Here is a 22,009-nt window from a genome sequence, read left to right as displayed (position 1 = left end):
TTATACGTTCTGGCACTCGAGCGATGCGACTGCTAATGCTAACCGATTGGGCCAAACACCTATTCCAACCCCCGCTCCCCGTACCAACCGGCCAGCTTGCCGCTGCGGCTCACCGCGCGCAGGCGGCGTTCGACCTGGTCACGGCAGGCGGCCGTGGTGACCACCAGGAGCTGGTCGTCGGCCCGGACGCGGGTGCTGTTGTCCGGTACGAACGATTTGCCGTCGCGGACCACGAGCGTGACGGCGGCTCCGGCGGGCAGGCGCAGCTCGAAGACCTCCACGCCGTGCAGGCGCGACCCGGCGGGCACCTTGACCTGGAGCAGGTCCGCCTTGAGCTCCTCCAGCGGCGCGGACTCCACCTCCAGGTCGTGCGCCTCGCCCGGCGCGCTCACCCCGAGCAGCCGGGCCGCGTACGGCAGTGTGGGCCCCTGCAGCAGCGTGAACACGATCACGATCACGAAGACCCAGTTGAAGATCTCCTTCGAGCCCTGCACGCCGGACGCCCACGGGATGGTCGCCAGCACGATGGGGATCGCGCCGCGCAGCCCCGCCCACGACAGGAACGCCTGGTCGCGCCAGCTCACCCGATCCAGCCGCAACACCCGGGCCACGGTCGAGCTGACCAGCACCGACAGCGGGCGGGCCACCATCACCAGCACGGACCCGGCGATCACGCCCGGCACGATGGCCGACGGCAGCTCCTTGGGGGTGGCCAGCAGTCCGAGCATGACGAACAGCCCGATCTGCGCCAGCCACGCCGCGCCCTCGGCGAACCCTCTCGTCGCGGCGCGGTGGGGCAGGCGCGAATTGCCCAGGATGAGGGCCGTGAGGTAGACGGCCAGGAAGCCGGAGCCGTGCAGCAGCACCGCGCCGCCGTAGGAGACGAAGGTGAGGGCGAGCACGGCGATCGGGTAGAGGCCGGAGGCGGGGAGGGCGACGCGGCGCAGCGCGTACGCGCCCGCCGGTCCGACCGCGAGGCCCACGGCCGCGCCGATGACCAGCTCGATGGCCGTCTCCAGCAGGAACGTTCCCACTGACGCCGGCCGCCGGGACGCCCCGCTGAGCAGCACGACGGCGATGACCGTGGGGGCGTCGTTGAATCCGGACTCCGCCTCCAGAACCCCCGCCAACCGGGTCGGGAGCGGCAACCTGCGCAGCACCGAGAAGACGGCGGCCGCGTCCGTCGAGGCCAGCACGGCGCCGAGGACCAGCGCCGCGGTCGGATCCATGCCGAGCAGCCCCTGGACGGCCAGCGCCACGACCACGATGCTCACCGTCACGCCGACGGTGGCCAGGATCAGGGCGAGCGGCACCGATTTGCGGACGTGCGACCAGGTCGTGGTCAGACCGCCCTCGGCCAGGATCACCGCCAGCGCGATCAGGCCGATCTGCTGGACGGTCTGCGGGCTCTCCAGCTTGGCGCCGAACCCCGAAGCCCCCAGAACCAGGCCGAGGGCCAGGAAGAGGAGAAGGCTGGGCAGACCGCTGCGATGCGTGATGCGTACGGACGCGATGGCCGCGATGACAATTCCGGCGCCGATCAGGAGCCAGACATCAAGCGTCATCCAGCCCCCTCTCGTCCCTTCGGTCACATAAGCCTAGTGAGTCCGCGCGGCGTCATCGCAAAACGGACCCGGTGGTCGTGCGGCTCGGCGGGCACGTCGTCGATCAGCTCGCCGTCGTGCAGCAGGGCCACCGTGGGGACGTTGGGCCCCACCCTGGCCAGCGCGCGGTCGTACGAACCGCCGCCGCGTCCGAGCCGCACCCCCGTGCGGCGGTCGACCGCGAGGGCGGGCACGATCACCAGCGCGGCCGTGCGGACGGCGTCGACGCCCCGGCGCGTGTCGACCGGTTCCATGATGCCGAAGCGGCCAGGGGCGAGCGTGTCCGGGCCGTCGTAGACCGCCCAATCCAGGTCATTGTCCTCTTTCAGCACCGGAAGGATCACCGTCGCGCCGTGTTTCCACAGAGCGAACACGAGACCGTGCGTCTCCGGCTCCGACCCCGCCGACCAGTAGCAGGCCACCAGACCGGCCATCTGGACCCACGGCTGTTCGAGCAGCGTCTCGCGGACCTTGGTGGCGTTTGCCCGCAGTTGTTCGGGGGGGAGAGCGGTACGCGCCGCGAGCAGTCGGCGACGCAGGTTCAGCTTGTCCACAGGTACCTCCACTAGGGTCTACTCATGGCTGACTTCGACCCTGTGACGAAAGCCGTCGTGCCCGCCGCGGGTCTGGGCACCCGGTTCCTCCCGGCGACCAAGGCGACACCCAAAGAGATGTTGCCTATCGTCGACAAGCCCGCGATCCAGTATGTCGTCGAGGAGGCGGCCTCCGCCGGGCTCCTCGACGTCCTCATGGTCACCGGCAAGAACAAGCGGTCCATCGAAGACCACTTCGACCGCGCGTTCGAGCTGGAAGAGGCCCTGGAGGCCAAGGGCGACGAGCAACGGTTGTCCCAGGTCCGCGAGCCCGCCTCGCTCGCCACGCTGCACTACGTGCGGCAGGGCGAGCCGAAGGGGCTCGGGCACGCGGTGCTGTGCGCCAAGCAGCACGTCGGCGACCACCCGTTCGCCTGCCTGCTCGGTGACGACCTGATCGACTACCGCGACCAGCTGCTCAAGCGCATGATCGAGGTGCGTGACACGTTCGGCGGCAGCGTGGTGGCGCTGATGGAGGTGCCGAGGGAGCAGGTCTCGCTCTACGGCGTGGCCACCATCGCCGGCACCGTCGAGGACGACGTCGTGCGCGTGACCGACCTGGTGGAGAAGCCGCCGGTGGACGAGGCGCCCTCCACATGGGCGGTCATCGGGCGATACGTGCTCGATCCCGCCATTTTCGAGGTCCTGGAGAACACCCCGCCGGGGCGTGGCAACGAGATCCAGCTCACCGACGCGCTGCGCACGCTGGCCGGCCGCGGCTCCGAGCAGGGCGGGCCGGTGCACGGCGTGCTGTTCCGCGGGCGGCGGTACGACACCGGCGACAAGCTCGACTATCTGCGCACGGTGGTGAAGTTCGCCGCCGATCGCGAGGATCTGGCGCCGGAGTTCGTGCCGTGGCTGCGGGAGTTCCTCGATGAGATCGGTTGACGCGCATCTGGCCGAGATCCTGGCCACTGTGCGTCCGCTGGCGCCTCTGGAGCTGGAGCTGGAGCGGGCGCTAGGCACGACGCTGGCCGAGGACGTCTCCTCGCCGGTGCCGCTGCCGCCGTTCGACAACTCCGCGATGGACGGCTACGCGGTCAGGGCCGAGGACGTCCCCGGCACGCTGCCGGTGATCGACGACGTCGCCGCCGGCTCCGACGAGTTGCGGGCGGTGGGCCCCGGGCATGCCGTCCGCATCATGACCGGGGCGCCGATGCCGGCCGGGGCGGACTCCGTCGTACCGGTGGAGTGGACGGACGGCGGCACGGTCTCCGTCCGGATCAATCGGGATGTCCCGGTCGGTAACGCGATTCGCCGGGCGGGCGAGGACGTCCAGGCGGGCGAGGTGGTGCTCAAGGCCGGCACGGTGATCGGGCCGGCCCAGCTCGGGATCATCGCCGGTGTGGGCCGGCGGCGCGTGTGGGTGCGTCCGCAGCCGCGCGTCGTCGTCATCTCGACCGGCGCCGAGCTGGTCGAACCGGGGGCGCCGCTGAACCGCGGGCAGATCTGGGACTCCAACAGCTTCACCCTGACGGCCGCGGTCCGCGAGGCGGGCGCCGAGGGGTTCCGCGCGGGGTCCGTCGGCGACGATCCCGCCGTGCTGCTCGACCAGCTCGACACCCATCTGGTGCGCGCCGACGCCATCATCACCAGCGGCGGGGTCTCCATGGGGGCCTACGAGCCCGTCAAGGAGGCGCTGTCGCCGCTCGGCACGGTCCGGTTCGAGAAGGTCGCGATGCAGCCCGGCATGCCGCAGGGCTTCGGCGTCCTGGGCGACGACCGGGTGCCGATCTTCGCCCTGCCGGGCAACCCGGTGTCCTCCTTCGTGTCGTTCATGCTGTTCGTCCGCCCCGCGCTCGACAAGATGCGCGGCCTGCCCACCGACACGGCCCCGGTGACCGCCTACGTCACCGCGGCGCTGCGCTCGCCGTCGGGCCGGCGCTCGTACCTGCGCGGCGTGCTGTCCTCCGACGGCACGGTCGCGCCGGTCCACGGGCAGGGCTCCCACCAGCTCGCGGCCCTGGCCTCGGCGAACGCGCTGATCGTGGTGCCGGAGGACGTGACCGAGGTGCCCGGCGGGTCCGAGGTGGAGGTGATCCGGATTTGAGCGAGTTCACGCACCTCGACGAGACGGGTGCGGCGCGCATGGTCGACGTCTCGGCCAAGGACGTCTCCGCCCGTAGCGCGACGGCGACCGGGCGGGTGCTGCTGTCGTCCGAGGTGGTGGCGCTGCTGCGGTCGGGCGAGGTGCCCAAGGGCGACGCGCTGGGGGTGGCCAGGATCGCCGGGATCATGGGGGCGAAACGCACGCCCGACCTCGTCCCGCTCTGCCACCCGATCGCGTTGCACGGCGTCAAGGTCGTGCTCGACGTCGAGGACTGGGGCGTGGCGATCACCGCCCGGGTGCGGACGGCCGACCGCACCGGGGTGGAGATGGAGGCGCTGACCGCCGTCACCGTGGCCGCGCTGGCGCTGATCGACATGGTCAAGGCGGTCGATCCGGCCGCCGTGATCACCGATGTCCGGGTGGAGGAGAAGGTGGGCGGCAAGACCGGTCTGTGGACCAGGGAAGCCACGTGATCAGGGCGCTCGTGGTGACCGTGTCGAACCGCGCGTCCGCCGGGATTTATGCCGACAAGTCAGGGCCGTTGCTGGCCGAGCTGCTGGCGTCCGACGCCGGCTGCGAGGTCTCGGGGCCTGTGGTCGTCCCCGACGGCGACGCGGTCGAGGCGGCGCTGCGGGACGGCGTCGCGCAGGGTTACGACGTGATCGTCACCACCGGCGGCACCGGGCTCACGCCCCTCGACCTGACGCCGGAGATGACCGCCCGCGTGATCACCAGGGAAATTCCCGGTATAGCGGAGGCCATTCGCCTGGCGAATCGCGACAAGGTGCCCAAGTCGGTCCTGTCCCGGGGGCTGGCCGGTCAGGCGGGTGACACGTTGATCGTGAATCTGCCCGGCTCGTCCGGGGGCGTCCGGGATGGGGTCGCGGTGCTCGCGCCCGTCCTGCGGCACGCCGTCGAGCAGATGAAGGGCGGCGACCACCCCCGCTGACCAGGTTTCGGTCTGCCGATCGATGATCCGTGGCGACATCGAGCCCGATGGGGGGATGATGAGAGGCGTGGATCGACTTCGTGGCTGGCCGGCGATTCTGAACGAGGGCCCGGTAGGCCTGCGGCCGCTGCGGCTGAGCGACGTACGCGTCTGGCGCGAGACCAGGTTGCGCAACGCCGACTGGCTGCGTCCCTGGGAACCGAGCAACCCCGAGACCCCGCTGTTCAGGACGGGGCTCGGCCCGTACGTCTCCATGGTCGGCACCCTGCGCCGGGAGGCCAGGCAGGGGCTGGCGCTGCCCTGGGTGGTCACCTACGGCGGCCGCTTCGCCGGGCAGCTCACCGTGGGGGCCATCGTGTGGGGATCTGCCCGTTCCGCCCAGGTCGGTTACTGGGTGGACGGCGCGCTGGCCGGGCGGGCCATCATCCCCACCGCCCTGGCCCTGGCCGTCGATCATTGCTTTTTCACCACCGGATTGCATCGGCTAGAGGCGAACATCCGTCCTGAGAACCAGGCCAGCCGTAGGGTGGTGGAGAAGCTCGGGTTCAGGGAAGAAGGCATTCGGCGTCGCCAACTCCACATCGACGGGGCCTGGCGCGACCACATCTGCTACGCGCTGACCGTCGAGGACGTCCCCGGCGGCCTGCTCGTACAGTGGCGGCGCGCCCGTGAGGCGGCCGCTCACGGCGGTTCTCCGATCGAAGAGGTTTGACGATCTCGCGACACACCGCACCGAATGCTCGTCAATCAGTGACACACGGTCTTACGGTGCGTGACGTGAGCACAATGAAGGCGCGACGAGCACAGACGCGCTTTCGTGCTGCCCGGAGGTGGTCGTGAGCAGCGCCTTCCTCTATGTCGCCATTGTGGTGATGTGGCTGTGCGTCCTGATCCCGATGTGGTTGCGCCGGGACAAGACGAACCTCCAGGAGCTGGCCGAACTCGAAGAGCACTACACCGGCGAGCACGCCCTGCCCGACCTGGACAACCTCGACGCCACCCTCGGCGACGAGGACGCGCCGGAGGTCGAGAAGGTCGATGTCCGGCAGTTCCGGTTTCGGCGTAGGGCGATCATCGTAGCGCGCCGCCGGAGGTTGTTGTTCTTCACCGCGCTGCTCGTCCTCGCCTCGGTGGTCACGGCCGGGGTCGAGATGATCCCGTGGTGGGGTGTGGCTCCGTCCGTGGTCGTCATGCTGTCGTACATGGCCTTTCTGCGGATCGCCGTACAGGTGGATCGCGAACGCCGCGAGCGGGCCCTCCAGGCGCGCTCTGAGCGGCTGCGACGGGCCCGCGAGCGGCGCCGGGCGGCGGCCGAGGTGGAGGCCGAGGTGATCGACCTGACCGCGCTGCACGCCGACGTCCTGTTCGACCAGTACGCCGAACCGCCCAAACGGGCGGTGGGGGACTGAGAGGATGGCGCGAGGACCCTTGGGAGTTTGCTAATCTGGTCGAGTCCTTGGGGATGTAGCGCAGTCCGGTAGCGCACTTCGTTCGCATCGAAGGGGTCAGGGGTTCGAATCCCCTCATCTCCACCCAGGTCAAAGGCCGCTTCCCCGTTGTGGGAGGCGGCCTTTCGCGTTGCTGAGTGACTATTCCTCACGGGGTGGCTGCGGCCTGCCAACCGTCGTATTCGCCGTGGTGGCGAGCTGCCAGGTCGTCGAACAGGTTGCCTGTCTCCCGTACGAAGTCGGGTGAGATCACGGCGGTTGCCTCGCAGGTCACCGGCCAGCTGTCAGGAGACTCCGGGGAAGGCTTCCCGACCTCGGGGCGCAGACCAAAGCCGGCGCCGTTGGCCTCCTTGGCGATGCTCTGAGCGGCATCGAGGGTCGGGGCGTACAGGTGGAAGATCACATGACGAGGCTGCTCAAGATCAGCCCCTGCCTTGGTGAGCTGACGCATGACCATCAGGTCCTTGTATTTGACGCCGAGCTCCGGTGACCGCTCTTCCGGATCGATCTGCTCCTGCTTCTTTCTCCGGAACGGCCACATACGACATCCTTCGTATTCTTGTTCGGATTGGTGATCATAGTGATTCCGGGAAGATCCGGTCCATCGCCTCTGCTCCTTCCAGGGGCATTGGGTGGAGCTGTGCCGCATCTCGCGGGGCCTCCATTCCTGGGGGTTGAGGCCGGCCTTCTTGAGGGGGTCCGGAACGTCCACGCAGCGGCTCGGCATGGCCAGGGTGCGACAGGGCTTCTCGGTTTTGGTGCCGCCTCCTTCGTGGACGGAGCGCCAGGCCATGATGGACGGCGGTGAGCTGTCCAGGCTGTGATCGGTTGGTCGAGGAAGTGCAGGGGGCGTGAGGTTGTCGTACGGACGAAATCGCCTGAAGAGCGTCTTGGTCCCGCTCGTGGGCTCGTTAGCCGCTGCGCTGGTGGTGATGGGCCTCGGCTGGGCCGTGCTGCACCTCTACTTCGGCCCCCCAGGTGTCGCGCGTTGACCCGGTCGCGCTTTCCGAGTTACGGGCCATCGGGCAGGTCGTCGGCGAAAACAGCATTGTGGGGCACCAGTGGGAGAACAACTACGTCGAGATGAACGGACTCGTGATCCACCTCGATGGAAACGCGAAAGAGGACGTGGTCACCGAGGCCGTGCATCGGCTGGAGCAGCGCGGCTGGCACGTATCGAGTAGGGAATCATCCGAGACGTGGCTGGAATCGGCCAGATGGCCCTATGCCCTCGTCGCGGTTGAGCAGCTCGAAGATGCGCATATGAGCAGCGAGCTGCGCGAGCAGGTGATAAGCACAGGCCTGCCCATGAGCAACATGGCCTACATAGGCGTGCACCTGTGAGCCTGTGACCCCAGAACTGGAACGCCGGTTCTTCCGCGGGAAGGGTTGGCCACCTGCCCGCGCCAGAGTTCGGGGACCCGCCCTGCTCCGACACGAGTCCGAGCGGGAAGCGATCTTGCCAACCCCTCTCACGTCCCAGGCCGGCCCTACTCGTGCACACCCCGCCAGGAGGGTGCAGGTGAGAAGGGTCTTCGGCGTGATCTGGAGGGGCTTCGGGGCATGGCATGAAAGAAGTTCTCGGAGCGGCAGAGAAGTACTGATGCACGATCACCGCCTTCTCGGGAAGCGATCTTCTCGATGCCTCCTGCTCCGCACGGCATGCGGCCGGCAAGCCCACAGCCGTGTCCTCGGAACTCACAGGTTCATGCCGTCAGCGGAAGGCTGCGGCGTTGCGGTTGGCCCAGTCGGCGAAGGTGGCGGGGGCGCGGCCGAGGATCTTCTGGACATCCGGGCTGACGGTCTGCTCGCGCAGGGTGGGGGTGCCGAGAATGTCGAGGGTGGTGTCGGCCACCGGGGCGGGCATGAAGGTGAGCATCTGGGCGAGGGCCTCTTCCCGGGTCTGGTCGATGAAGGCGACGGGCTCGCCGATGGCGTCCCCGATGGCGGCCGCGCGCTGGCGTGGGGTGGTTGGCGTGGGGCCGGTCAGTTCGTAGATCGCCTTCGTGTGGCCCGGCTGGGTCAGGGCGGCGGCGGCCACGGCGGCGATGTCGTCGGGGTCGATGACCGGCAGGCCGACCTCGCCGAAGGGCGCGGCGATCGTGCGGCTCGCCTTGACGGACGAGGCCCAGGCGTAGGCGTTGGAGGCGAAGCCGCCGGGGCGCAGGATGGTCCAGTCGGTGCCGGACTCCATGACGACCTGTTCGAAGGCGGCGAAGGCCTGCCCGTGTGACAAGGAGTCCAGGCGGGTGGCCACTCCCTGGGAAGAGAGCAGGACGATCTTTCCGGCGCCCGCGAACTGGGCGACGACCCGAGCGGGGTCGTCGGCCATCATCAGGTCCCCGCCGACGAGGAGGAAGACCGCATCCGCCGCGGAAGGCATGCCGGCGGACGACTGGGAGAGGTCGGCGGCGACCGTGCGGACGCCGGGCGGCACGTCGCCCTTGGTGATGCGGCGGGAGACGGCGGTCACCTCATGGCCCTGCTCCGCGAGGATGCGGACCAGCGTGCGGCCGACATTTCCGGTGGCTCCGGTGATGACGATCACGATGAATACCTCGTTCCGACAGTTAGTTGGCTGACTGACTAATGAGAACCTAGCATGGTCGGACTCCCCCTAGTTAGTCAGGTGACTGACTTTTTGGGGTTCGTCAGAGTTCAGGAGGTCGGCGGCCGAGAGGAGGGGCTCATCAGGGTGGCGGTCGAAGACCTGCGCCAGCAGGGCGCTGAGCGCGCCACGACCTCGCAACGAACGCCAGGACCCGCGACTCGGCCGCCTTGCGCCGCATCCCGGTCGGTGAGCAGGGGCGGTGTAGGTTCAGCCGGTTGAGGTGAGCGGCTGAGGGCGCTCGGCGCCGCCTCCCCAGTGGCTCAAGCCGGCTGGGGCAGTCGTGGGGGCTCACTCGTGTGGACGGGTGGCCCTCGCCGGAGCAGCGGTTGCGCTCGCCTGCCGGGCAGTCAGCCGGCAGGCGTGGAGTGACGGGCGCGGTGGCGGCGTACTGCGTCTCTGTTGGCGCACGAGGGGGAGCAGTAGCGCTGACGTGCCGTGCGTGAGGTGTCCGCGAAGATCGTGTCGCAACCGGCGGCGGCACACCGCCCGAGCCGGTCCATGCCCCGGCTGACGAGGTGCATCGCCGTGCCGACCGAGATGAGGGCGAACAGCACCGCGCCGAGCGGCTGCAGGTCGTCGCGATAGTGCAGGTGCCAGCCATGGGCGTGGTCGGTCAGCCGGGGGTAGGCGGCCGACCGGGCCAGCATCTCGTTGACCAGTTTGGCCTTCTCGCGCTCGCCCGTGGCGTCGACGACGTTCGTCCAGGCGGCGATGACGGCGAGGGTCTGGTCGAGATCCGACGGTTCGACCGGGCGTTCCAGCACCAAACCGGCCGTGCGGCAGCGGTGGGCGAGTTCCTCGGCGCTCGCCGGTGGGCGGTTCGCCAGTTCCGCGGCGAAGTTCACCACGTCCGCGCCGTAAGGGTTGAGGTGCACAAGGTCATTACATCAGCCTGTACGTCATGACGCGAACAGCAACGGAGCAGGATGTTCCGGAACTCGTCCGCCTGAGGGCGCTGCTCTTCGACGACCTCGGCGGCGACTTCTTCCACCCCGCGGACGCCGATGACGACTGGCGCGACGCGCTCGCCCGGGTCCTCAGGCAGAAGCTGGCCGAACCCGACTGCCGGGTCCTGGTCGTGGACGGCGACACCGGCCTGGCCGCCTGCGGCATCGGCACGATCGAACAGTGGTTCCCCGGCCCCCACTCCCGCAACGGGAGGATCGGCCACGTCATCGGCATGGTCACCGACCCGTCGTACCGGCGGCGTGGGCACAGCCGGGCGATCATGCTCGGTCTGCTCGACTGGTTCCGCGACCGCGACGCCGTACGGGTCGATCTCACCGCCTCCCGCGAGGCGGAACCGCTCTACCGGCGACTCGGCTTCGCCGACCACCCCGACCCGCTGTTGTGCTGGAAGCCGTGAGGACGTCGCGATACCGCTGGATCATTCTGGGGGTCGCGACCTTCACGCAGGCCGCGGCCGCGTTCTTCGTGCAGGGCATCGGCGCGATGAGCGTCCACCTGCAACGGGACCTGAGGCTGAACACGACCCAGCTGGGCCTGCTGCAGTCGGCGGCTCAGCTGCTTCCGCTGGCCGGGCTGATCGTGGCGGGACGGCTGCTGGACCGCCACGACGAACGCTGGGTCGTCGGGATCGGCGCTCTCGTGGTCGCCGCCGCGCTGGCCGCCGGCAGCGCGGCTCCGGGGTACGTCTCCTTGCTCGTCGTCCTGCTGGTCGTCGGCGCCGGGTACAGCGCCATTCAGCCGGGCGGCAGTAAGTCGGTGGCGTCCTGGTTCGATGCTTCGAAGCGCGGTTTGGCCATGGGCATCCGTCAGGCGGGGCTTCCGCTCGGCGGCGTCCTCGCCGCGTTCGCGCTTCCCGCGCTGGCGTCGAGCTTCGGCTGGCGGTCGACGCTCGTGGCCGGCGCGCTCGTCGCATTGTCGGGCGCCGTCGTCTTCATGGCCTTCCACCGCCGCCCGCCGGACCGGCGTCCGGTGCCGGCCGCGTCCCGCGTGCGGCTGGAGCTGCTGCGCGAGCCGTACCTGAAGAAGATCGTCCTGTCCGGCACCAGCATGGTGTCGGTGCACAGCGGCGTGGGCGTTCTCACCGTGCTGTACCTGCACGAGGTGACGACCATGGACGCCGCCTCGGCGGCCCTGGTCTACGTCGCGGTCCAGTGCGCGGGCGCGCTGGGCCGCGTCTGCCTGGCGGCGTGGAGCGACCGGCACAGGTCCGGCCGCTACGCCTGCGTCCTGACCTGCCTGGCCGCCGTGATCATCGGGATGACGCTGCTGGCCACCCCCGTCGGCCGATCCCCTGTCGCGGCCTGCCTGCTGTTCGTCTGGCTCGGTTTCTTCGGAATCGGCTGGTACGGCCCCTGGGTCGCCTACGCCGCCGAATCGGCGCCGCCGGACCACACCGGATTCGCCCTCGGCCTGGCCATGGCCGTCAACCAGGTGGCGGTCGTCCTGGCGCCGCCCGCGCTCGGCCTGCTCACGGACCTGACCGGCAGCTTCGCGCCCGCCTGGGCCCTGCTCGCCGCGCTGACCGCTGTCACCATGGCGACGACCGCCCGGCTGTGACCAGTTCGGACGGTCGTCGGCCGTATCCTCTTGCCGGATCGTCACCAGGGCAGTGGGCCGTCCTCGCTGAAGAATCCGCCGGTCGGGCCGTCCTGGCCGAGGGTGGCCAGGCGCACCACCACGGCCGCGCCCTGCGCCGGGGTGAGGAAGCCGCTGTGGCCGTTGATGTCGGTGTCGACGTAACCAGGGGCGGCGGCGTTGACCAGGATGTTCTCCTTGCGCAGCTCGTTCGCGTACTGCAGGGTCAGCGCGTTCAGCGCGGCCTTGGACGGCGAGTAGGCCGCTGACGGCAGCCCCGACAAGGGCCCGTCGACCTCGGCGGTCAGCGCCAGCGAAGCGGCGTGGCTGGAGAGGTTGACGATCCGGGCGGCGGGGGATCGCCGCAGCAGCGGGAGCACCGCGTTGGTCACGTTGATCACTCCGAGGACGTTGGTCTCGAACACCTCGCGGACCAGCTCCACGTCCACGGCGCTGGGGACGCGGTCGAGGGCGTCCTGGGGCGCGGCCTGGCCCGATCCGGTGATACCGGCGTTGTTGACCAGCACGTCCAGACGGCCGAAGCGGTCGTCGATCCAGGAGGCGGCGGCCTGGGCGGTGGAGGGAGCGGTGACGTCCAGTTCGAGCGCGTGCGCGTCGCCTCCCGTGGCGCGGATCGCCGCCGCGGTCTCCTCGCCGCGGCGCGCGTCACGGGCGCCGACCAGGACGGTCACCTTCTGCGCGGCCAGCAGTTCGGCGACCGCGCGGCCGATCCCCTTGTTCGCGCCGGTGATCAGGGCCACCTTCGGCTGTGACGTGTGCTCGTTCATGGGTGGGGTTTCCTTTCGTGCTGGGCGGGTGATGTGTCCGCGTTGTCCATGGAGACTCCGCTCCCCGGGATCCTGTGACGCTGTGCCCGTGTGGTGTGCGTCACCGGGCGGGAGGCCGCTGGAAAACGGGCTGCCGAGTGACCCGCATGTCGTCTTGAATGTCTGGAGCGATCAGACGTGTCCGGGGAGAGTCCTATGGCAGCTGTCGTCCCTGCCCGTGACGGGGAGCGGATGCCCGTGCGTTCGAACGGCCAGGACTGGCAGGTGTCCTGGCACCCGGCCGACGACCCGCCGGAAGGCAGGTCTCACGGAGCCGCCGGCATCTGCGTGACGGCCGCCGATGAGCTGGTCCTCATCAGCCATGATGGTGAGCACTGGGGTTTCCCCGCCGGGCGGCCCGAAGGAACGGAGACGATCGAGGAGACCCTGCGCCGGGAGATGCTCGAAGAAGCGTGCGTCACGGTCATCGGCAGCCGGCTGCTCGGGTATGCCCGCAGCGAATGCGTGCGCGGGCGCGAGCTCGGCCTGGTCCTCGTCCGCTCCTACTGGCGTGCGGAGGTCCGGCTCGGGGAGTGGGCGCCGGAGTTCGAGGTGCGGCACCGGCGGGTGGTTCCGGAGTCCGAGGCGAAGAAGCACGTCCGCGATCCCGACCTGGCCGCGACCCGGATCTCCTTCCGCGCTCTGGAAGAGGCAGGGGCCGGTACGGCTCTCAGGTGATGCGCACGACGACCTTGCCGCGTACGCCGCCCGCCTCCAACGTCCGGTGCGCCGCGGCGATGTCGTCGAGCGGGAAGACCGTGTCCACGACCGGGCGGATGGCGCCGCCGTCCACGTACCGGGCGAGGTCGGTGAGGAGCCGGGTGGTGGGGTTGCCGCTGAAGAAGCGCACGCGCCGCCGGCCGTGGACGGCCGAGGCGGCGATGTACGCCACGGACCCCGCGATCCTGCGCGGATCGAAGGCGATCGCCACCATGCGGCCGGACGGTGTCAGCAGGCGGCGAAAAGCGGCGTGCTCGGTGCCGGCAGTGTCCAGGATCACGTCGAACCTGCCCAGATCCGCCGGGCCGACGGTGGCGTAGTCATACGCCTCGTGCGCGCCGAGGTCGCGGACGAGGTCGAGGTTGCGTGCCCCGGCGAGGGCGGTGACGTGGGCGCCGAGCACCCTGCCGAGCTGCACCGCGACAGCGCCCACCCCACCGCTGCCGCCGCGGACGAGCAGCCGGTCGCCCGGCCTGAGCCGGGCCTGGTCGCGCAGCGCCGTGATGGCCGTCGTGCCCGCCGGAAGCGCCGCGGCCGCCACCAGGTCGACGGACGCCGGGGCCGGGGACAGGCGGCGGGGGTGGATCGCCACGTACTCGGCGGCGCTTCCGAACGTGCGGCCCAGCGTGCCCCACACCCGGTCGCCGACCCGGGGGCCGGTCACCCCGGCCCCCAGGGCGACGATCTCGCCGGTGAGGTCGATCCCGACCCGTTTCGGGAAGCCCCGCTGCATCAGCCCGGTCACCAGGCGCAGCCGCCCCGTCCGGCCGTGCACCTCGCCGCCGTTCACGCTGACGGCGCGCACCCGCACCAGCACCTCTCCGGGGGCGGGGACCGGCTTCGGCACCGTGCCCACGTACAGGACCTCCGGCGGTCCGTACCGGTCGAACAGGGCCGCGCGCATCTCGTTCGTCTCCATGTGGACGACGCTAGCCCGCTAAACGGACGGGGCTCTCCATTTAGGCTAATGTGAGAAAGATGCCCATTCCTCGCTCTCAGTTGGCGCCCGCCAGGGAAATGCGGGCCGACGCGCGGCACAATCGGGCGCGCATCCTGGAGGCCGCGCGGGAGACGTTCGCCAGGCGCGGCCTGGACGTGCCGATGGTGGCGATCGCGCGGCGCGCCGGGGTCGGCGTGGCCACCCTCTACCGGCGTTTCCCGTCACGCGAGTCCCTGATCACCGAGGTGTTCGCGGACGACCTGGCGGCGTGCGCGTCGGTCGTGGACGAGGCGCTGGCCGACCCGGATCCCTGGCACGGGTTCTGCGGGGCGATCGAGAAGGTGTGCGCGATGCAGGTCGCCGACCGCGGGTTCACCGACGCCTTCCTCACCGCGTTCCCCGACGCGGTCGACTACGAGCGCACCCGGGAGCGGGCCGAGCGAGGCTTCGCGGAGGTGGTACGGCGGGCCAAGGCCGCCGGGCGGCTGCGGGCCGATTTCGCCTCCGCGGACCTGGCGCTGCTGTTGAGGGCCAACTGCGGCATCGTCGCCGGCGCCGGGGAGGGGGCGGCGGCGGCGTCGCGGCGGCTGGTGGCGTATCTGCTGCAGTCCTTCCGCGCCGACCACGCCGAGCCCCTGCCGCCCCCGCCGCCCCTCACGCTCGGCCACATGGCCCCGACGTCGTCCGGTACGGCCCACTCGGCGGCGAGGCCGGCGAACGCGCGGAGCGGCCGTTGACGCCGACACCCGGCAGGACGACCCCGGCCGCTCGTGGTGGAGGGCAGGGGGTCAGCCGGCGATCTCCTCGTCGCGCGGGAAGAAGGGCAGCTCGATGCGCACGCGGTCGGCGGCGGCGAGGATCTTCTCCGCGTCGTCGACCGGCGGGTGGATCGCCTGGTTGATCCGTACCTTGATGTCCTTGCCGGCGGCGCCCGAGGCCATCACCCTGCGGTCCCAGCCGCGGGTGAAGATCCCGCCGGCGTCGCCCAGGTCCAGGCAGGTGACGTACGGGCCGGGGGTGAAGTCGCGCGGCGGCACGCCGAGCAGGTCGGCCGCCGCGTTGTGCCCGGCGACCTTGCCGAGCGGGGTGGCGTGCTGGCACGCCTGCATGACCGGGTGCTCGGCGTCGAAGGCCGCCGCCGCGGTGTCCCCGGCGGCGAACACCCCGGGGAGCGCGCGCAGCCACCGGTCCACCGGGATCCGGCCGAGGTGGTCGAGCTCGTCGGAGATCTGCCGGGTGAGTTCGCTGGCCCGCATGCCGACCGACCAGACCACCGCGTCCGCCTCGACCTCGGTGCCGTCGGACAGGACGGCGTACCCTGCGCCGACCTCGGTCACCGTCGTCCCGAGACGGCGTTCGACGCCCAGCTCGTCCAGTGCCGCCTCGATCTCCGGACGCGGGCCGGGGCCGAGCTGGTGCGCGACCACCGGCGACCGGTCCACCACCAGCACCCGGCCGCGGACGGCCAGCGCGGTCGCGGCCTCCAGACCGGTGAACCCGGCGCCGACGACCACGGCCGTGAAGTCCTCCCGGTCACGCAGGAAGCCGGTGAGCCGCCGGGCCCCGTCGAGGGTGTCGATGTCGAAGAGCCGTTCCGCGCCGGGCAGGTCGCGGGGCCGTACCAGCCGGCTGCCGGCCGCCAGCACCAGGCGGTCGTAGCCGATCTCCCTGCCGTCGGCCACCACCGTGCGGCGGCCGGTGTCGATCGTGCTCACCGAGGCGCGCAGGTGCCTGACGCCGATCGGCCCGAGGATCCTGCGCAGCTCCACCTTGGCCAGGTCCGGCTCCGGCTCGTACAGGCGTGGCCGCAGCACCAGGTGCTCGTTCGGGGCGATGAGCGTGATGCGCAGGCCCGCGGCGCCGCCCGCCCGCTCGCGTGCCAGGGCCGCGCCCGCCGCGCTCCACACGCCCGCGAAACCGCCACCGATGATCACAACGTGTGCCATTGTGTCGTCCTCTCTCAGCCTCGCCCCTGGTGATTCCGGGGGCGGCAGGGAGACAGGACAGCGGGCTCAGATGTGACCGATGTGGGGAAACTTCTCGGGATTGGCCAGTCTGCGCAACGTCGTGATCCGTCCGTCGGCGATCTCCACGGTGTCGAGCCAGACCAGTTCGCCGCCGCGGTAGGTCGCCAGGGCCGGCTGCCCGTTGACCTCGACGATCCGGAACGCGTCGGGACGCCTGATCTCGATCTGCCGGACCGCCAGCAGGGCGATCGTCCCGGCGCCGTGGACCGGCCTGCGCGCGGCGGTCACCTTGCCGCCGCCGTCGGCGACGTAGACGGCCTCGGGGTGCAGCAGCTCGACCAGCTCAGCGATGTTCCCCGCGTCGGCGGCCGCCTTGAACGCCCTGAGCAGGCGTTCGGTCTCGGCCCTTGACGCCCTGGGCCGCTCCTTGACCGCGGCGACCCGCGCCCGCGCCCGGGAGGCGAGCTTGCGGCCCGCGGCGGGCGTGCCGCCGAGCACCTCGGCGATCCGGGCGAACGGGAAGTCGAAGACGTCGTGCAGCACCAGCGCGACGCGCTCGGCCGGGGTGAGCGTCTCCATGACCACCAGCATCGCGGTGCTCACCGACTCGTCCACGAGCACCTGAGCGGCGGCGTCGGGCACGGTCAGCAGCGGTTCGGGGAGCCAGGGACCGACGTAGGACTCCCGCCGGACCCGCGCCGACCCGAGCACGCTGTAGGACGCGCGGGCGGCCACGGTCACCAGCCAGGCCCGCAGGTCACGCACGCCGGACAGGTCGGCCGCGGCGGCACGCAACCAGACCTCCTGCGTCACGTCCTCGGCCTCGGCCACGCTGCCGAGGATCCGGTAGGCCGCCCCGAACACGGCGGAGCGATGCGACCGCCAGTCGGCCTCGGCCGGCGCACCGCTCGGCTCCACCCTCCGCCCCCAGCCCTTCCCGGATCAGTGTTCGACCGCCGATTCTAGGGTCCTGCTGCGACCTGGGCCGCGACCAGGGGCAGGCGGCGGGGGGCCGGCCGCGGCTTGGTGTCACCTCCGCCGGTACTCCCAGACCTGGTTGACGCGGTTGGCCGCCTTTCGCAGGTCGGTGGGATGGAAGCAGTCCCATATCTGGAGCGGGGCGTCGGGGCGCGGCCAGTCGGGGTAGGCCCCGTTCTCGACGTCGAGGCACTTGCCGCTGCTGACGTTCACCAGAATCTTGAAGCCCTTGTGCGGGCCCTTGTAGAACGCCTGCGTCACCCACTGCTGGTTGGGGCCTCCGTGGCAGCCCCACAGGACCACGGGTGTGCCGTTGCCCCTGCCGTCGTTGGCGACGTCGAGGCATTTCGTGCCGTTCAGGTTGGTCCATTTGATCAGGTCACCGCTGCCGCCGCCGGGCGGGCTCTCGAAGAAGAAGGAGTGGTAGTTTCCGCCGACCCGGGCGCCCAGCCGAACGCGTGAGCCGAGGACACAATCAGGGTTCTCGAAGTTGTAGCGACAGGTGTTGGGGATGTCGACGAAGAGCTGTCCGCCGGTGATCGGGTTGGTGATCCAGGTGTCGGGGCCTCGGTCGCGACTGCTGTCCGCGTCGGCGGGAGCGGGCGGTTGAACGGCGAATGCCAAGAATGCCGCGGCGATCGCGTTGAGGAATGTCCTGGGATTCGGCATTTCGATTCCCCCTCACTGCTCTTGTCCGCAGAGGTGGTGCTCAAGCTTATCTCGGTCCGGGTCAAGGCGTATTCAATGAATCGCCAGTCAAGTGGGGCTCCGGGGGCAGGCGGCGGCCCTTTTAGCCTGGGCTAAAAGGCATTGTGGGCCGGGTTTCCAGTGGGGCAGGCTCTCCGTCATCGGGGCGAACAGGGCCCGGTGAAATCGCTGAACATTCGTGTCGCCGTGGTTCCGCACGGCCGGAGAGGACGAGAATTGTTCGGAACGGGACAGCGGACGAGGAAACTGCTCGCCGCGGCGGCCGCCACCTGCGCGGCTCTGACGATCGTGGCCACTCCCGGCCCGGCCGCCGCGTCGGCGTCGGCCTGGTGCCAGTCGAGCTACCTGGTCTACAAGTACTGGAAGTCGGACGGCACCATCGGCCGCTGGAGCAACAACTGCAGCGGTGACCACTCGCTCAATTCCAAGGGTTACAAGCTGGAGCCCGGCGGCTGGTCCGGTTACATCGACTACAGCGATGGCACCTGGGATTACTTCTGCGATTTCCAGGACAAGTGGCTGGGCAAGCGGGTCGTCAATATCACGATGGCCGCCGCGAAGATCGAATACTGCGTCAAGTAGTGATGCGGCAGGCGGGCCGAGCGGTCACCTGGTGGGGCGCAGGCCGTCCAGCAGCACGGTGAGGTAGGCGTCGGCGAGGGCCTGTGAAGGGGGCTGGGCGCGGGCGACGGCCAGGGCGGTCCGGCCGAGAAGCGTCGTGACGACGGCGGGTTCGATGTCGGTGCGGATCGCGCCCTCGCGCCGCGCCCCCTCGATCATCTCCTCGACGGCGGCGGCCAGCCCGGCGCGCAGGGCGGTGGTGGCCGGCAGGTCCAGGCCGTCCAGCTGGTCGTTGACGGCGTGGTGGGCGGTCTGGAACGCGATCAGCTCACGGAGGAAGGTCTGCAGGGCCTGGTGGGCCGTGGTCTCGGCGAGCAGGGCGCGGGCGCGCTGGACGACCGGTTCGAGCAGGCGGGAGACGGCGGCGTCCAGCAGGGCGTCCTTGCCGCCGAAGGCGCGTACGACGGTCGCGGCCCCCAGCCCCGCCTGCTTGGCGATGGCCTCGACGGTGAGCGTCGCGCCGGGTTCGGCCAGCAGTGTCATGGCGGCGTCGAGGGCGAGTCGGCGGTTGCGCACGGCGTCGGCACGGCGCTTGGGCTCGGTGGGTGTTGACAACTGAAATGCTCATTCCACATAGTTAACTGGAACGCTTATTTCAGTTACTGTACCCCGAGGAGCCTCAGTGAACGAGCGCATCCTGATCTCCGGCGCCGGCATCGCCGGGCTGGCCCTGGCTCACTGGCTGGCCCGGCTGGGCTTCCGGCCCACCGTCGTCGAGCGCGCCCCGCGCCTGCGCGCCGGCGGCAACGGTGTGGACCTGCGCGACCACGCCGTCGAGGTGGCCGAGCGGATGGGCATCATGCCGCAGGCGCGCGCGCTGACCACGGACGTGCACGGCATGAAGTTCGTGGACGCCGGCGATCGGCCCGTCGCGCGCGTCGACACCCGCGACCCCGGCTCGGTGGAGATCATGCGCGGCGACCTGGTGGCCCTGCTGCGCGAGGCGACCGACGTGGAGATCATGTTCGGCGACGCGATCAGCGGCCTGGACCAGGACGAACAGGGGGTGCGGGTCGCCTTCGAACACGCGCCCGCCCGCACCTTCGACCTGGTCGTCGGCGCCGACGGCATGCACTCCCACGTGCGGCGGCTGGCCTTCGGGCCGGAGGCGGAGTTCGTCCGGCACAAGGACCACTACTTCGCCTTCGCCGACGCCGACGCCGCGCTCGGGGAGGACCGCTGGGTCACGATGTTCAACACGCCCGGCCGCATGGCCGGCGTCTACCGGTCGGGCAACCACGCGCAGGCCAAGGCGTACTTCATCTTCCGTTCGGCGCCGCTGGACTACGACCACCGGGACGTCGCCGAGCACAAGCGGCTGGTGAGCCGGACGTTCGGGGACGAGACGTCCTGGCGTACCCGGGAGCTGCTCGACTCGGCCCTGGCCGACCCCGACTTCTACTTCGACGCGCTGGGCCAGGTGCACATGGACTCGTGGTCGAAGGGCCGCGTCGTGCTCGTCGGCGACGCCGCCTGGTGCGCCTCTCCGGCTTCCGGGGCGGGCGCGGAGCTGGCCCTGGTGGGGGCGTACCGGCTGGCGGGGGAGCTCGCCGCCGCCGGTGGCGATCACCGGGTCGCCTTCGCGCGGTACGAGGCCGTCCATCGTCCGCTGGTGGCCAGGAAGCAGCAGATCGGCCCGAACGTCCGGCTCATGGTGCCGAGAACCGAGGGCGGCCGATGCGTCCGGGACACCTTGGTCCGCCTCCCGCTGCTGAAGGCCATGGGAGCGGTGGAACGCCGCCTCCAGGCCAGGACCGCCCGCCCCTTGCCGGACTACAGCCCGGTCCGGTAGCGCAGGCGGTCGGGGGCGGGGTCACTTCGGGCCGGTCAGGCGGCGTTCGCCTGCTGTGGTGAGGACGAAGACCTGCCAGTTGTAGTACGCGTAGTACGCGCGCGGGTCGCGGCGCATCTGCCGGGCGTGCAGGAGGACGGCGTCCACGTACGCCTGGGACGGGTTGTAGGCGTGCAGGGCCCGCCGGTAGTCGCGGGGCGCGCCGCTGGCGTGGAGGTAGTTGGCCGCGCCCATGACGGCGTCGCGGGGGTTCTGGACGTCGCCGCCCAGCCCGTACGCGCGCCAGGTCGCCGGCATGAACTGCATGGGGCCCTGGGCTCCGGCGTGGCTGTCGGCGCGGACCCGTCCGAACTTGGTCTCGACGAACATCACCGACGCCAGCACCTCCCATTCCACCCCGAAGCGGCGCTCGGCCCGCTTGAAGTGGCCGAGCAGTTCCGCGGCCGGGCGGGCCGCCTGGACCTTGAACACGGCGGACGGCTTGATGGGCCGGGTCAGGGCGAGCAGTTCGCGCAGGGCGCTGACGTTGTCCTTGGCCTGGGCGGCGAGTGCGGCGGGCAGGCGGGCGAAGGCGCGGTCGGCCAGGGCGCGGTGACGGGCGGCGTGCCGGTAGAGGCGCTGCTGGTAGAGGGCCAGAAGTTCGACGTCCCGCGGCGGGGCGCCCGTCGAGGGGCACCAGCGGTCGATGGCCGCGTTCAGGGCCGTGGTCGTGTCGCGGAGGGCCGTCGCCAGGCGGGCGGGGTCGGTCGGGAGCGGCGCGCCGGGGGCGGGGAGCGCCTGGCCGGAGGAGGCGCCGGCGCTCGCCGTCGCCGACGGGACGGCGTCCGTCGCCTTCGCGGAGGCCGAGGAAGGGACGGAGGCCGAGGAGGGGGTGGAAGAGGGGGCGGCGGTCGTGGCAGTGGCGCCGCATCCGCCCGTCCCGGCGACTGCCGCGCTCACCAGCAGGAGACAGGCGAGGGTACGGCCCCGGCCGGTGCGGGGCTGCGGCGGGCGGGCGCGGAACGGGCGTCGGAGGTCGTCCATGGTCGGCCAACCTACCTGCCTCACGGCTTTATACCGGACATCTCGTCCCGTATCGCTCCGGTGGGCGGCACTCGGCACCTGGGATGCGTACGCTTCTTCCAAGGCGGCGGCGTGGCCGGGGATCGGCCGGGTAGAAGAGGAACCACCGGGAGGTGAGCGGCATCGACGGCGGAGAAGACGAGAAGAGCTGGCGAGGGCCCCGGTTGCGGGCGGAGACGAGACAGGCGGACGGGTGCCTGGTCATGGGGTTGAGCGGGGAGCTCGACTTCATGCAGAAACCCGAGTTCCGGCAATGGGCGCTCGGCGTCGTGGCCGGCGGTCACGACGACGGGAACAGCGGGAACGGCGACAGCGCGGCGCCGATGGTCGTGCTCGACCTCAGGGGCATCGAGTTCTTCGACTCCACCGGGCTGTCCGTCGTCATCGCGCTGTGGCAGCAGGCGCGTGAGGCCGGCGGCGATCTGGCGGTGGCCGCGCCGCCGCCGATCTGCGCCAACATGATGCGGCGCACGGGGCTGGCCGACCACATCGCCATGGGCGACACGGTGGCCGCCGCGGTGGCCGGGGCGGCGATCCTGCGCCGCACGAGGCGCGACACGGCCGACCAGGCCGAGGCCGGCTGAACCGGCCGGGC

26 protein-coding genes and 1 tRNA gene are annotated in these 22,009 nt (G+C 70.8%); 15 read left to right on the top strand and 12 right to left on the bottom strand.

Annotated elements, in window-relative coordinates:
• Positions 1–59: 59 nt before the first annotated feature.
• Together ACIBK9_RS25420 and ACIBK9_RS25415 are read right to left on the bottom strand one after the other, a co-directional pair.
• Entirely contained in the window at positions 60–1,565 is a 1,506-nt protein-coding gene (locus tag ACIBK9_RS25420) for a potassium/proton antiporter (RefSeq protein ID WP_397161542.1), read from the bottom strand.
• Between the two features lie 23 nt (positions 1,566–1,588).
• Positions 1,589–2,158, bottom strand: a complete 570-nt coding sequence (locus tag ACIBK9_RS25415) for a 5-formyltetrahydrofolate cyclo-ligase (RefSeq protein ID WP_358301060.1) — start codon at positions 2,156–2,158, stop codon at positions 1,589–1,591.
• A gap of 24 nt (positions 2,159–2,182) precedes the next feature.
• Here ACIBK9_RS25415 and galU point away from each other — a divergent pair, with 24 nt between their 5' ends.
• The 7 genes from galU to ACIBK9_RS25380 all read left to right on the top strand — a co-directional run bounded on the left by galU (position 2,183) and on the right by ACIBK9_RS25380 (position 6,728).
• Positions 2,183–3,085, top strand: coding sequence for a UTP--glucose-1-phosphate uridylyltransferase GalU (gene galU, locus ACIBK9_RS25410; RefSeq protein WP_364341108.1), 903 nt, complete (start codon positions 2,183–2,185; stop codon positions 3,083–3,085).
• A complete protein-coding gene (gene glp, locus ACIBK9_RS25405; protein ID WP_364341110.1) occupies positions 3,072–4,247 on the top strand; it encodes a gephyrin-like molybdotransferase Glp in 1,176 nt (391 codons plus the stop codon). Before galU ends, glp begins: the two co-directional genes overlap by 14 nt.
• Before the next feature lie 38 nt (positions 4,248–4,285).
• Positions 4,286–4,720 (top strand): cyclic pyranopterin monophosphate synthase MoaC, encoded by a 435-nt coding sequence (moaC, locus tag ACIBK9_RS25400; protein ID WP_397161710.1) that lies wholly within the window; start codon positions 4,286–4,288, stop codon positions 4,718–4,720.
• Positions 4,717–5,196, top strand: a complete 480-nt coding sequence (locus ACIBK9_RS25395; RefSeq protein WP_397161541.1) for a molybdenum cofactor biosynthesis protein B — start codon at positions 4,717–4,719, stop codon at positions 5,194–5,196. The genes moaC and ACIBK9_RS25395 overlap by 4 nt, the downstream gene beginning before the upstream one ends.
• A 58-nt stretch (positions 5,197–5,254) precedes the next feature.
• Positions 5,255–5,908 carry a GNAT family N-acetyltransferase gene (locus tag ACIBK9_RS25390; RefSeq protein ID WP_397161709.1) on the top strand — a complete coding sequence of 218 codons (654 nt, stop codon included), beginning with the start codon at positions 5,255–5,257 and terminating at the stop codon, positions 5,906–5,908.
• 124 nt (positions 5,909–6,032) lie between these two features.
• On the top strand, positions 6,033–6,605 hold the full coding sequence (locus ACIBK9_RS25385; protein WP_358301048.1) for a hypothetical protein: 573 nt from the start codon (positions 6,033–6,035) through the stop codon (positions 6,603–6,605).
• A gap of 49 nt (positions 6,606–6,654) precedes the next feature.
• Positions 6,655–6,728 (top strand) — tRNA-Ala (locus ACIBK9_RS25380).
• A gap of 64 nt (positions 6,729–6,792) precedes the next feature.
• On the opposite strand, the gene ACIBK9_RS25375 is transcribed toward ACIBK9_RS25380, so the two are convergent.
• A complete protein-coding gene (locus ACIBK9_RS25375; RefSeq protein ID WP_397161540.1) occupies positions 6,793–7,185 on the bottom strand; it encodes a ribonuclease E inhibitor RraB in 393 nt (130 codons plus the stop codon).
• A gap of 437 nt (positions 7,186–7,622) precedes the next feature.
• Between ACIBK9_RS25375 and ACIBK9_RS25370 the strand changes: the two genes are divergently transcribed.
• Entirely contained in the window at positions 7,623–7,988 is a 366-nt protein-coding gene (locus ACIBK9_RS25370; protein ID WP_397161539.1) for a hypothetical protein, read from the top strand.
• A 370-nt stretch (positions 7,989–8,358) separates the two neighbouring features.
• On the opposite strand, the gene ACIBK9_RS25365 is transcribed toward ACIBK9_RS25370, so the two are convergent.
• Together ACIBK9_RS25365 and ACIBK9_RS25360 are read right to left on the bottom strand one after the other, a co-directional pair.
• On the bottom strand, positions 8,359–9,192 hold the full coding sequence (locus tag ACIBK9_RS25365) for an SDR family oxidoreductase (protein ID WP_397161538.1): 834 nt from the start codon (positions 9,190–9,192) through the stop codon (positions 8,359–8,361).
• A gap of 410 nt (positions 9,193–9,602) precedes the next feature.
• The gene (locus tag ACIBK9_RS25360) at positions 9,603–10,130 is read right to left on the bottom strand and encodes a CGNR zinc finger domain-containing protein (protein WP_358301036.1); all 528 of its coding nucleotides are present in this window, start codon (positions 10,128–10,130) and stop codon (positions 9,603–9,605) included.
• Positions 10,131–10,156: 26 nt separating this feature from the next.
• On the opposite strand from ACIBK9_RS25360, the gene ACIBK9_RS25355 reads away from it, so the two are divergent.
• Together ACIBK9_RS25355 and ACIBK9_RS25350 are read left to right on the top strand one after the other, a co-directional pair.
• On the top strand, positions 10,157–10,621 hold the full coding sequence (locus ACIBK9_RS25355) for a GNAT family N-acetyltransferase (RefSeq protein ID WP_397161537.1): 465 nt from the start codon (positions 10,157–10,159) through the stop codon (positions 10,619–10,621).
• Positions 10,618–11,781 carry an MFS transporter gene (locus ACIBK9_RS25350; protein ID WP_397161536.1) on the top strand — a complete coding sequence of 388 codons (1,164 nt, stop codon included), beginning with the start codon at positions 10,618–10,620 and terminating at the stop codon, positions 11,779–11,781. Before ACIBK9_RS25355 ends, ACIBK9_RS25350 begins: the two co-directional genes overlap by 4 nt.
• 41 nt (positions 11,782–11,822) lie before the next feature.
• Here ACIBK9_RS25350 and ACIBK9_RS25345 read toward each other — a convergent pair whose 3' ends face one another.
• The gene (locus ACIBK9_RS25345; RefSeq protein ID WP_397161535.1) at positions 11,823–12,587 is read right to left on the bottom strand and encodes an SDR family oxidoreductase; all 765 of its coding nucleotides are present in this window, start codon (positions 12,585–12,587) and stop codon (positions 11,823–11,825) included.
• Positions 12,588–12,782: 195 nt separating this feature from the next.
• Here ACIBK9_RS25345 and ACIBK9_RS25340 point away from each other — a divergent pair, with 195 nt between their 5' ends.
• Positions 12,783–13,304, top strand: a complete 522-nt coding sequence (locus ACIBK9_RS25340) for an NUDIX hydrolase (protein WP_397161534.1) — start codon at positions 12,783–12,785, stop codon at positions 13,302–13,304.
• Here ACIBK9_RS25340 and ACIBK9_RS25335 read toward each other — a convergent pair.
• On the bottom strand, positions 13,297–14,265 hold the full coding sequence (locus ACIBK9_RS25335; protein WP_397161533.1) for an NAD(P)-dependent alcohol dehydrogenase: 969 nt from the start codon (positions 14,263–14,265) through the stop codon (positions 13,297–13,299). The genes ACIBK9_RS25340 and ACIBK9_RS25335 overlap by 8 nt on opposite strands.
• Before the next feature lie 59 nt (positions 14,266–14,324).
• Here ACIBK9_RS25335 and ACIBK9_RS25330 point away from each other — a divergent pair, with 59 nt between their 5' ends.
• Complete coding sequence (locus ACIBK9_RS25330; protein ID WP_397161532.1) at positions 14,325–15,023, top strand: TetR/AcrR family transcriptional regulator; 699 nt, start codon at positions 14,325–14,327, stop codon at positions 15,021–15,023.
• A 51-nt stretch (positions 15,024–15,074) separates the two neighbouring features.
• Here ACIBK9_RS25330 and ACIBK9_RS25325 read toward each other — a convergent pair whose 3' ends face one another.
• From ACIBK9_RS25325 to ACIBK9_RS25315, 3 genes are all read right to left on the bottom strand, one after another.
• The gene (locus tag ACIBK9_RS25325) at positions 15,075–16,232 is read right to left on the bottom strand and encodes an NAD(P)/FAD-dependent oxidoreductase (RefSeq protein WP_397161531.1); all 1,158 of its coding nucleotides are present in this window, start codon (positions 16,230–16,232) and stop codon (positions 15,075–15,077) included.
• Positions 16,233–16,298: 66 nt separating this feature from the next.
• Complete coding sequence (gene sigJ / locus ACIBK9_RS25320) at positions 16,299–17,171, bottom strand: RNA polymerase sigma factor SigJ (RefSeq protein ID WP_397161530.1); 873 nt, start codon at positions 17,169–17,171, stop codon at positions 16,299–16,301.
• Between the two features lie 111 nt (positions 17,172–17,282).
• Positions 17,283–17,855 (bottom strand): RICIN domain-containing protein, encoded by a 573-nt coding sequence (locus ACIBK9_RS25315; protein ID WP_397161529.1) that lies wholly within the window; start codon positions 17,853–17,855, stop codon positions 17,283–17,285.
• A 243-nt stretch (positions 17,856–18,098) separates the two neighbouring features.
• Here ACIBK9_RS25315 and ACIBK9_RS25310 point away from each other — a divergent pair, with 243 nt between their 5' ends.
• Positions 18,099–18,521: a hypothetical protein gene (locus ACIBK9_RS25310; RefSeq protein ID WP_397161528.1), complete on the top strand. Its 423-nt coding sequence runs from the start codon at positions 18,099–18,101 to the stop codon at positions 18,519–18,521.
• A gap of 24 nt (positions 18,522–18,545) precedes the next feature.
• Here the strand turns inward: ACIBK9_RS25310 and ACIBK9_RS25305 are convergent, their stop codons facing one another.
• Positions 18,546–19,115, bottom strand: coding sequence for a TetR/AcrR family transcriptional regulator (locus ACIBK9_RS25305; protein WP_397161527.1), 570 nt, complete (start codon positions 19,113–19,115; stop codon positions 18,546–18,548).
• A gap of 67 nt (positions 19,116–19,182) precedes the next feature.
• Between ACIBK9_RS25305 and ACIBK9_RS25300 the strand changes: the two genes are divergently transcribed.
• Positions 19,183–20,352 carry an FAD-dependent monooxygenase gene (locus ACIBK9_RS25300; RefSeq protein WP_397161526.1) on the top strand — a complete coding sequence of 390 codons (1,170 nt, stop codon included), beginning with the start codon at positions 19,183–19,185 and terminating at the stop codon, positions 20,350–20,352.
• Between the two features lie 21 nt (positions 20,353–20,373).
• On the opposite strand, the gene ACIBK9_RS25295 is transcribed toward ACIBK9_RS25300, so the two are convergent.
• Positions 20,374–21,375, bottom strand: a complete 1,002-nt coding sequence (locus ACIBK9_RS25295; protein ID WP_397161525.1) for a lytic murein transglycosylase — start codon at positions 21,373–21,375, stop codon at positions 20,374–20,376.
• Between the two features lie 152 nt (positions 21,376–21,527).
• Here ACIBK9_RS25295 and ACIBK9_RS25290 point away from each other — a divergent pair, with 152 nt between their 5' ends.
• Entirely contained in the window at positions 21,528–21,998 is a 471-nt protein-coding gene (locus tag ACIBK9_RS25290; RefSeq protein ID WP_397161524.1) for an STAS domain-containing protein, read from the top strand.
• Positions 21,999–22,009 lie beyond the last annotated feature (11 nt).

Origin of the sequence: Nonomuraea sp. NPDC050227 (assembly GCF_044459705.1) — a bacterium.
Lineage (GTDB): Bacteria > Actinomycetota > Actinomycetes > Streptosporangiales > Streptosporangiaceae > Nonomuraea.
Note: the sequence above shows the minus strand (reverse complement) of the source record. Positions and strands in the feature narration are given on the sequence as shown.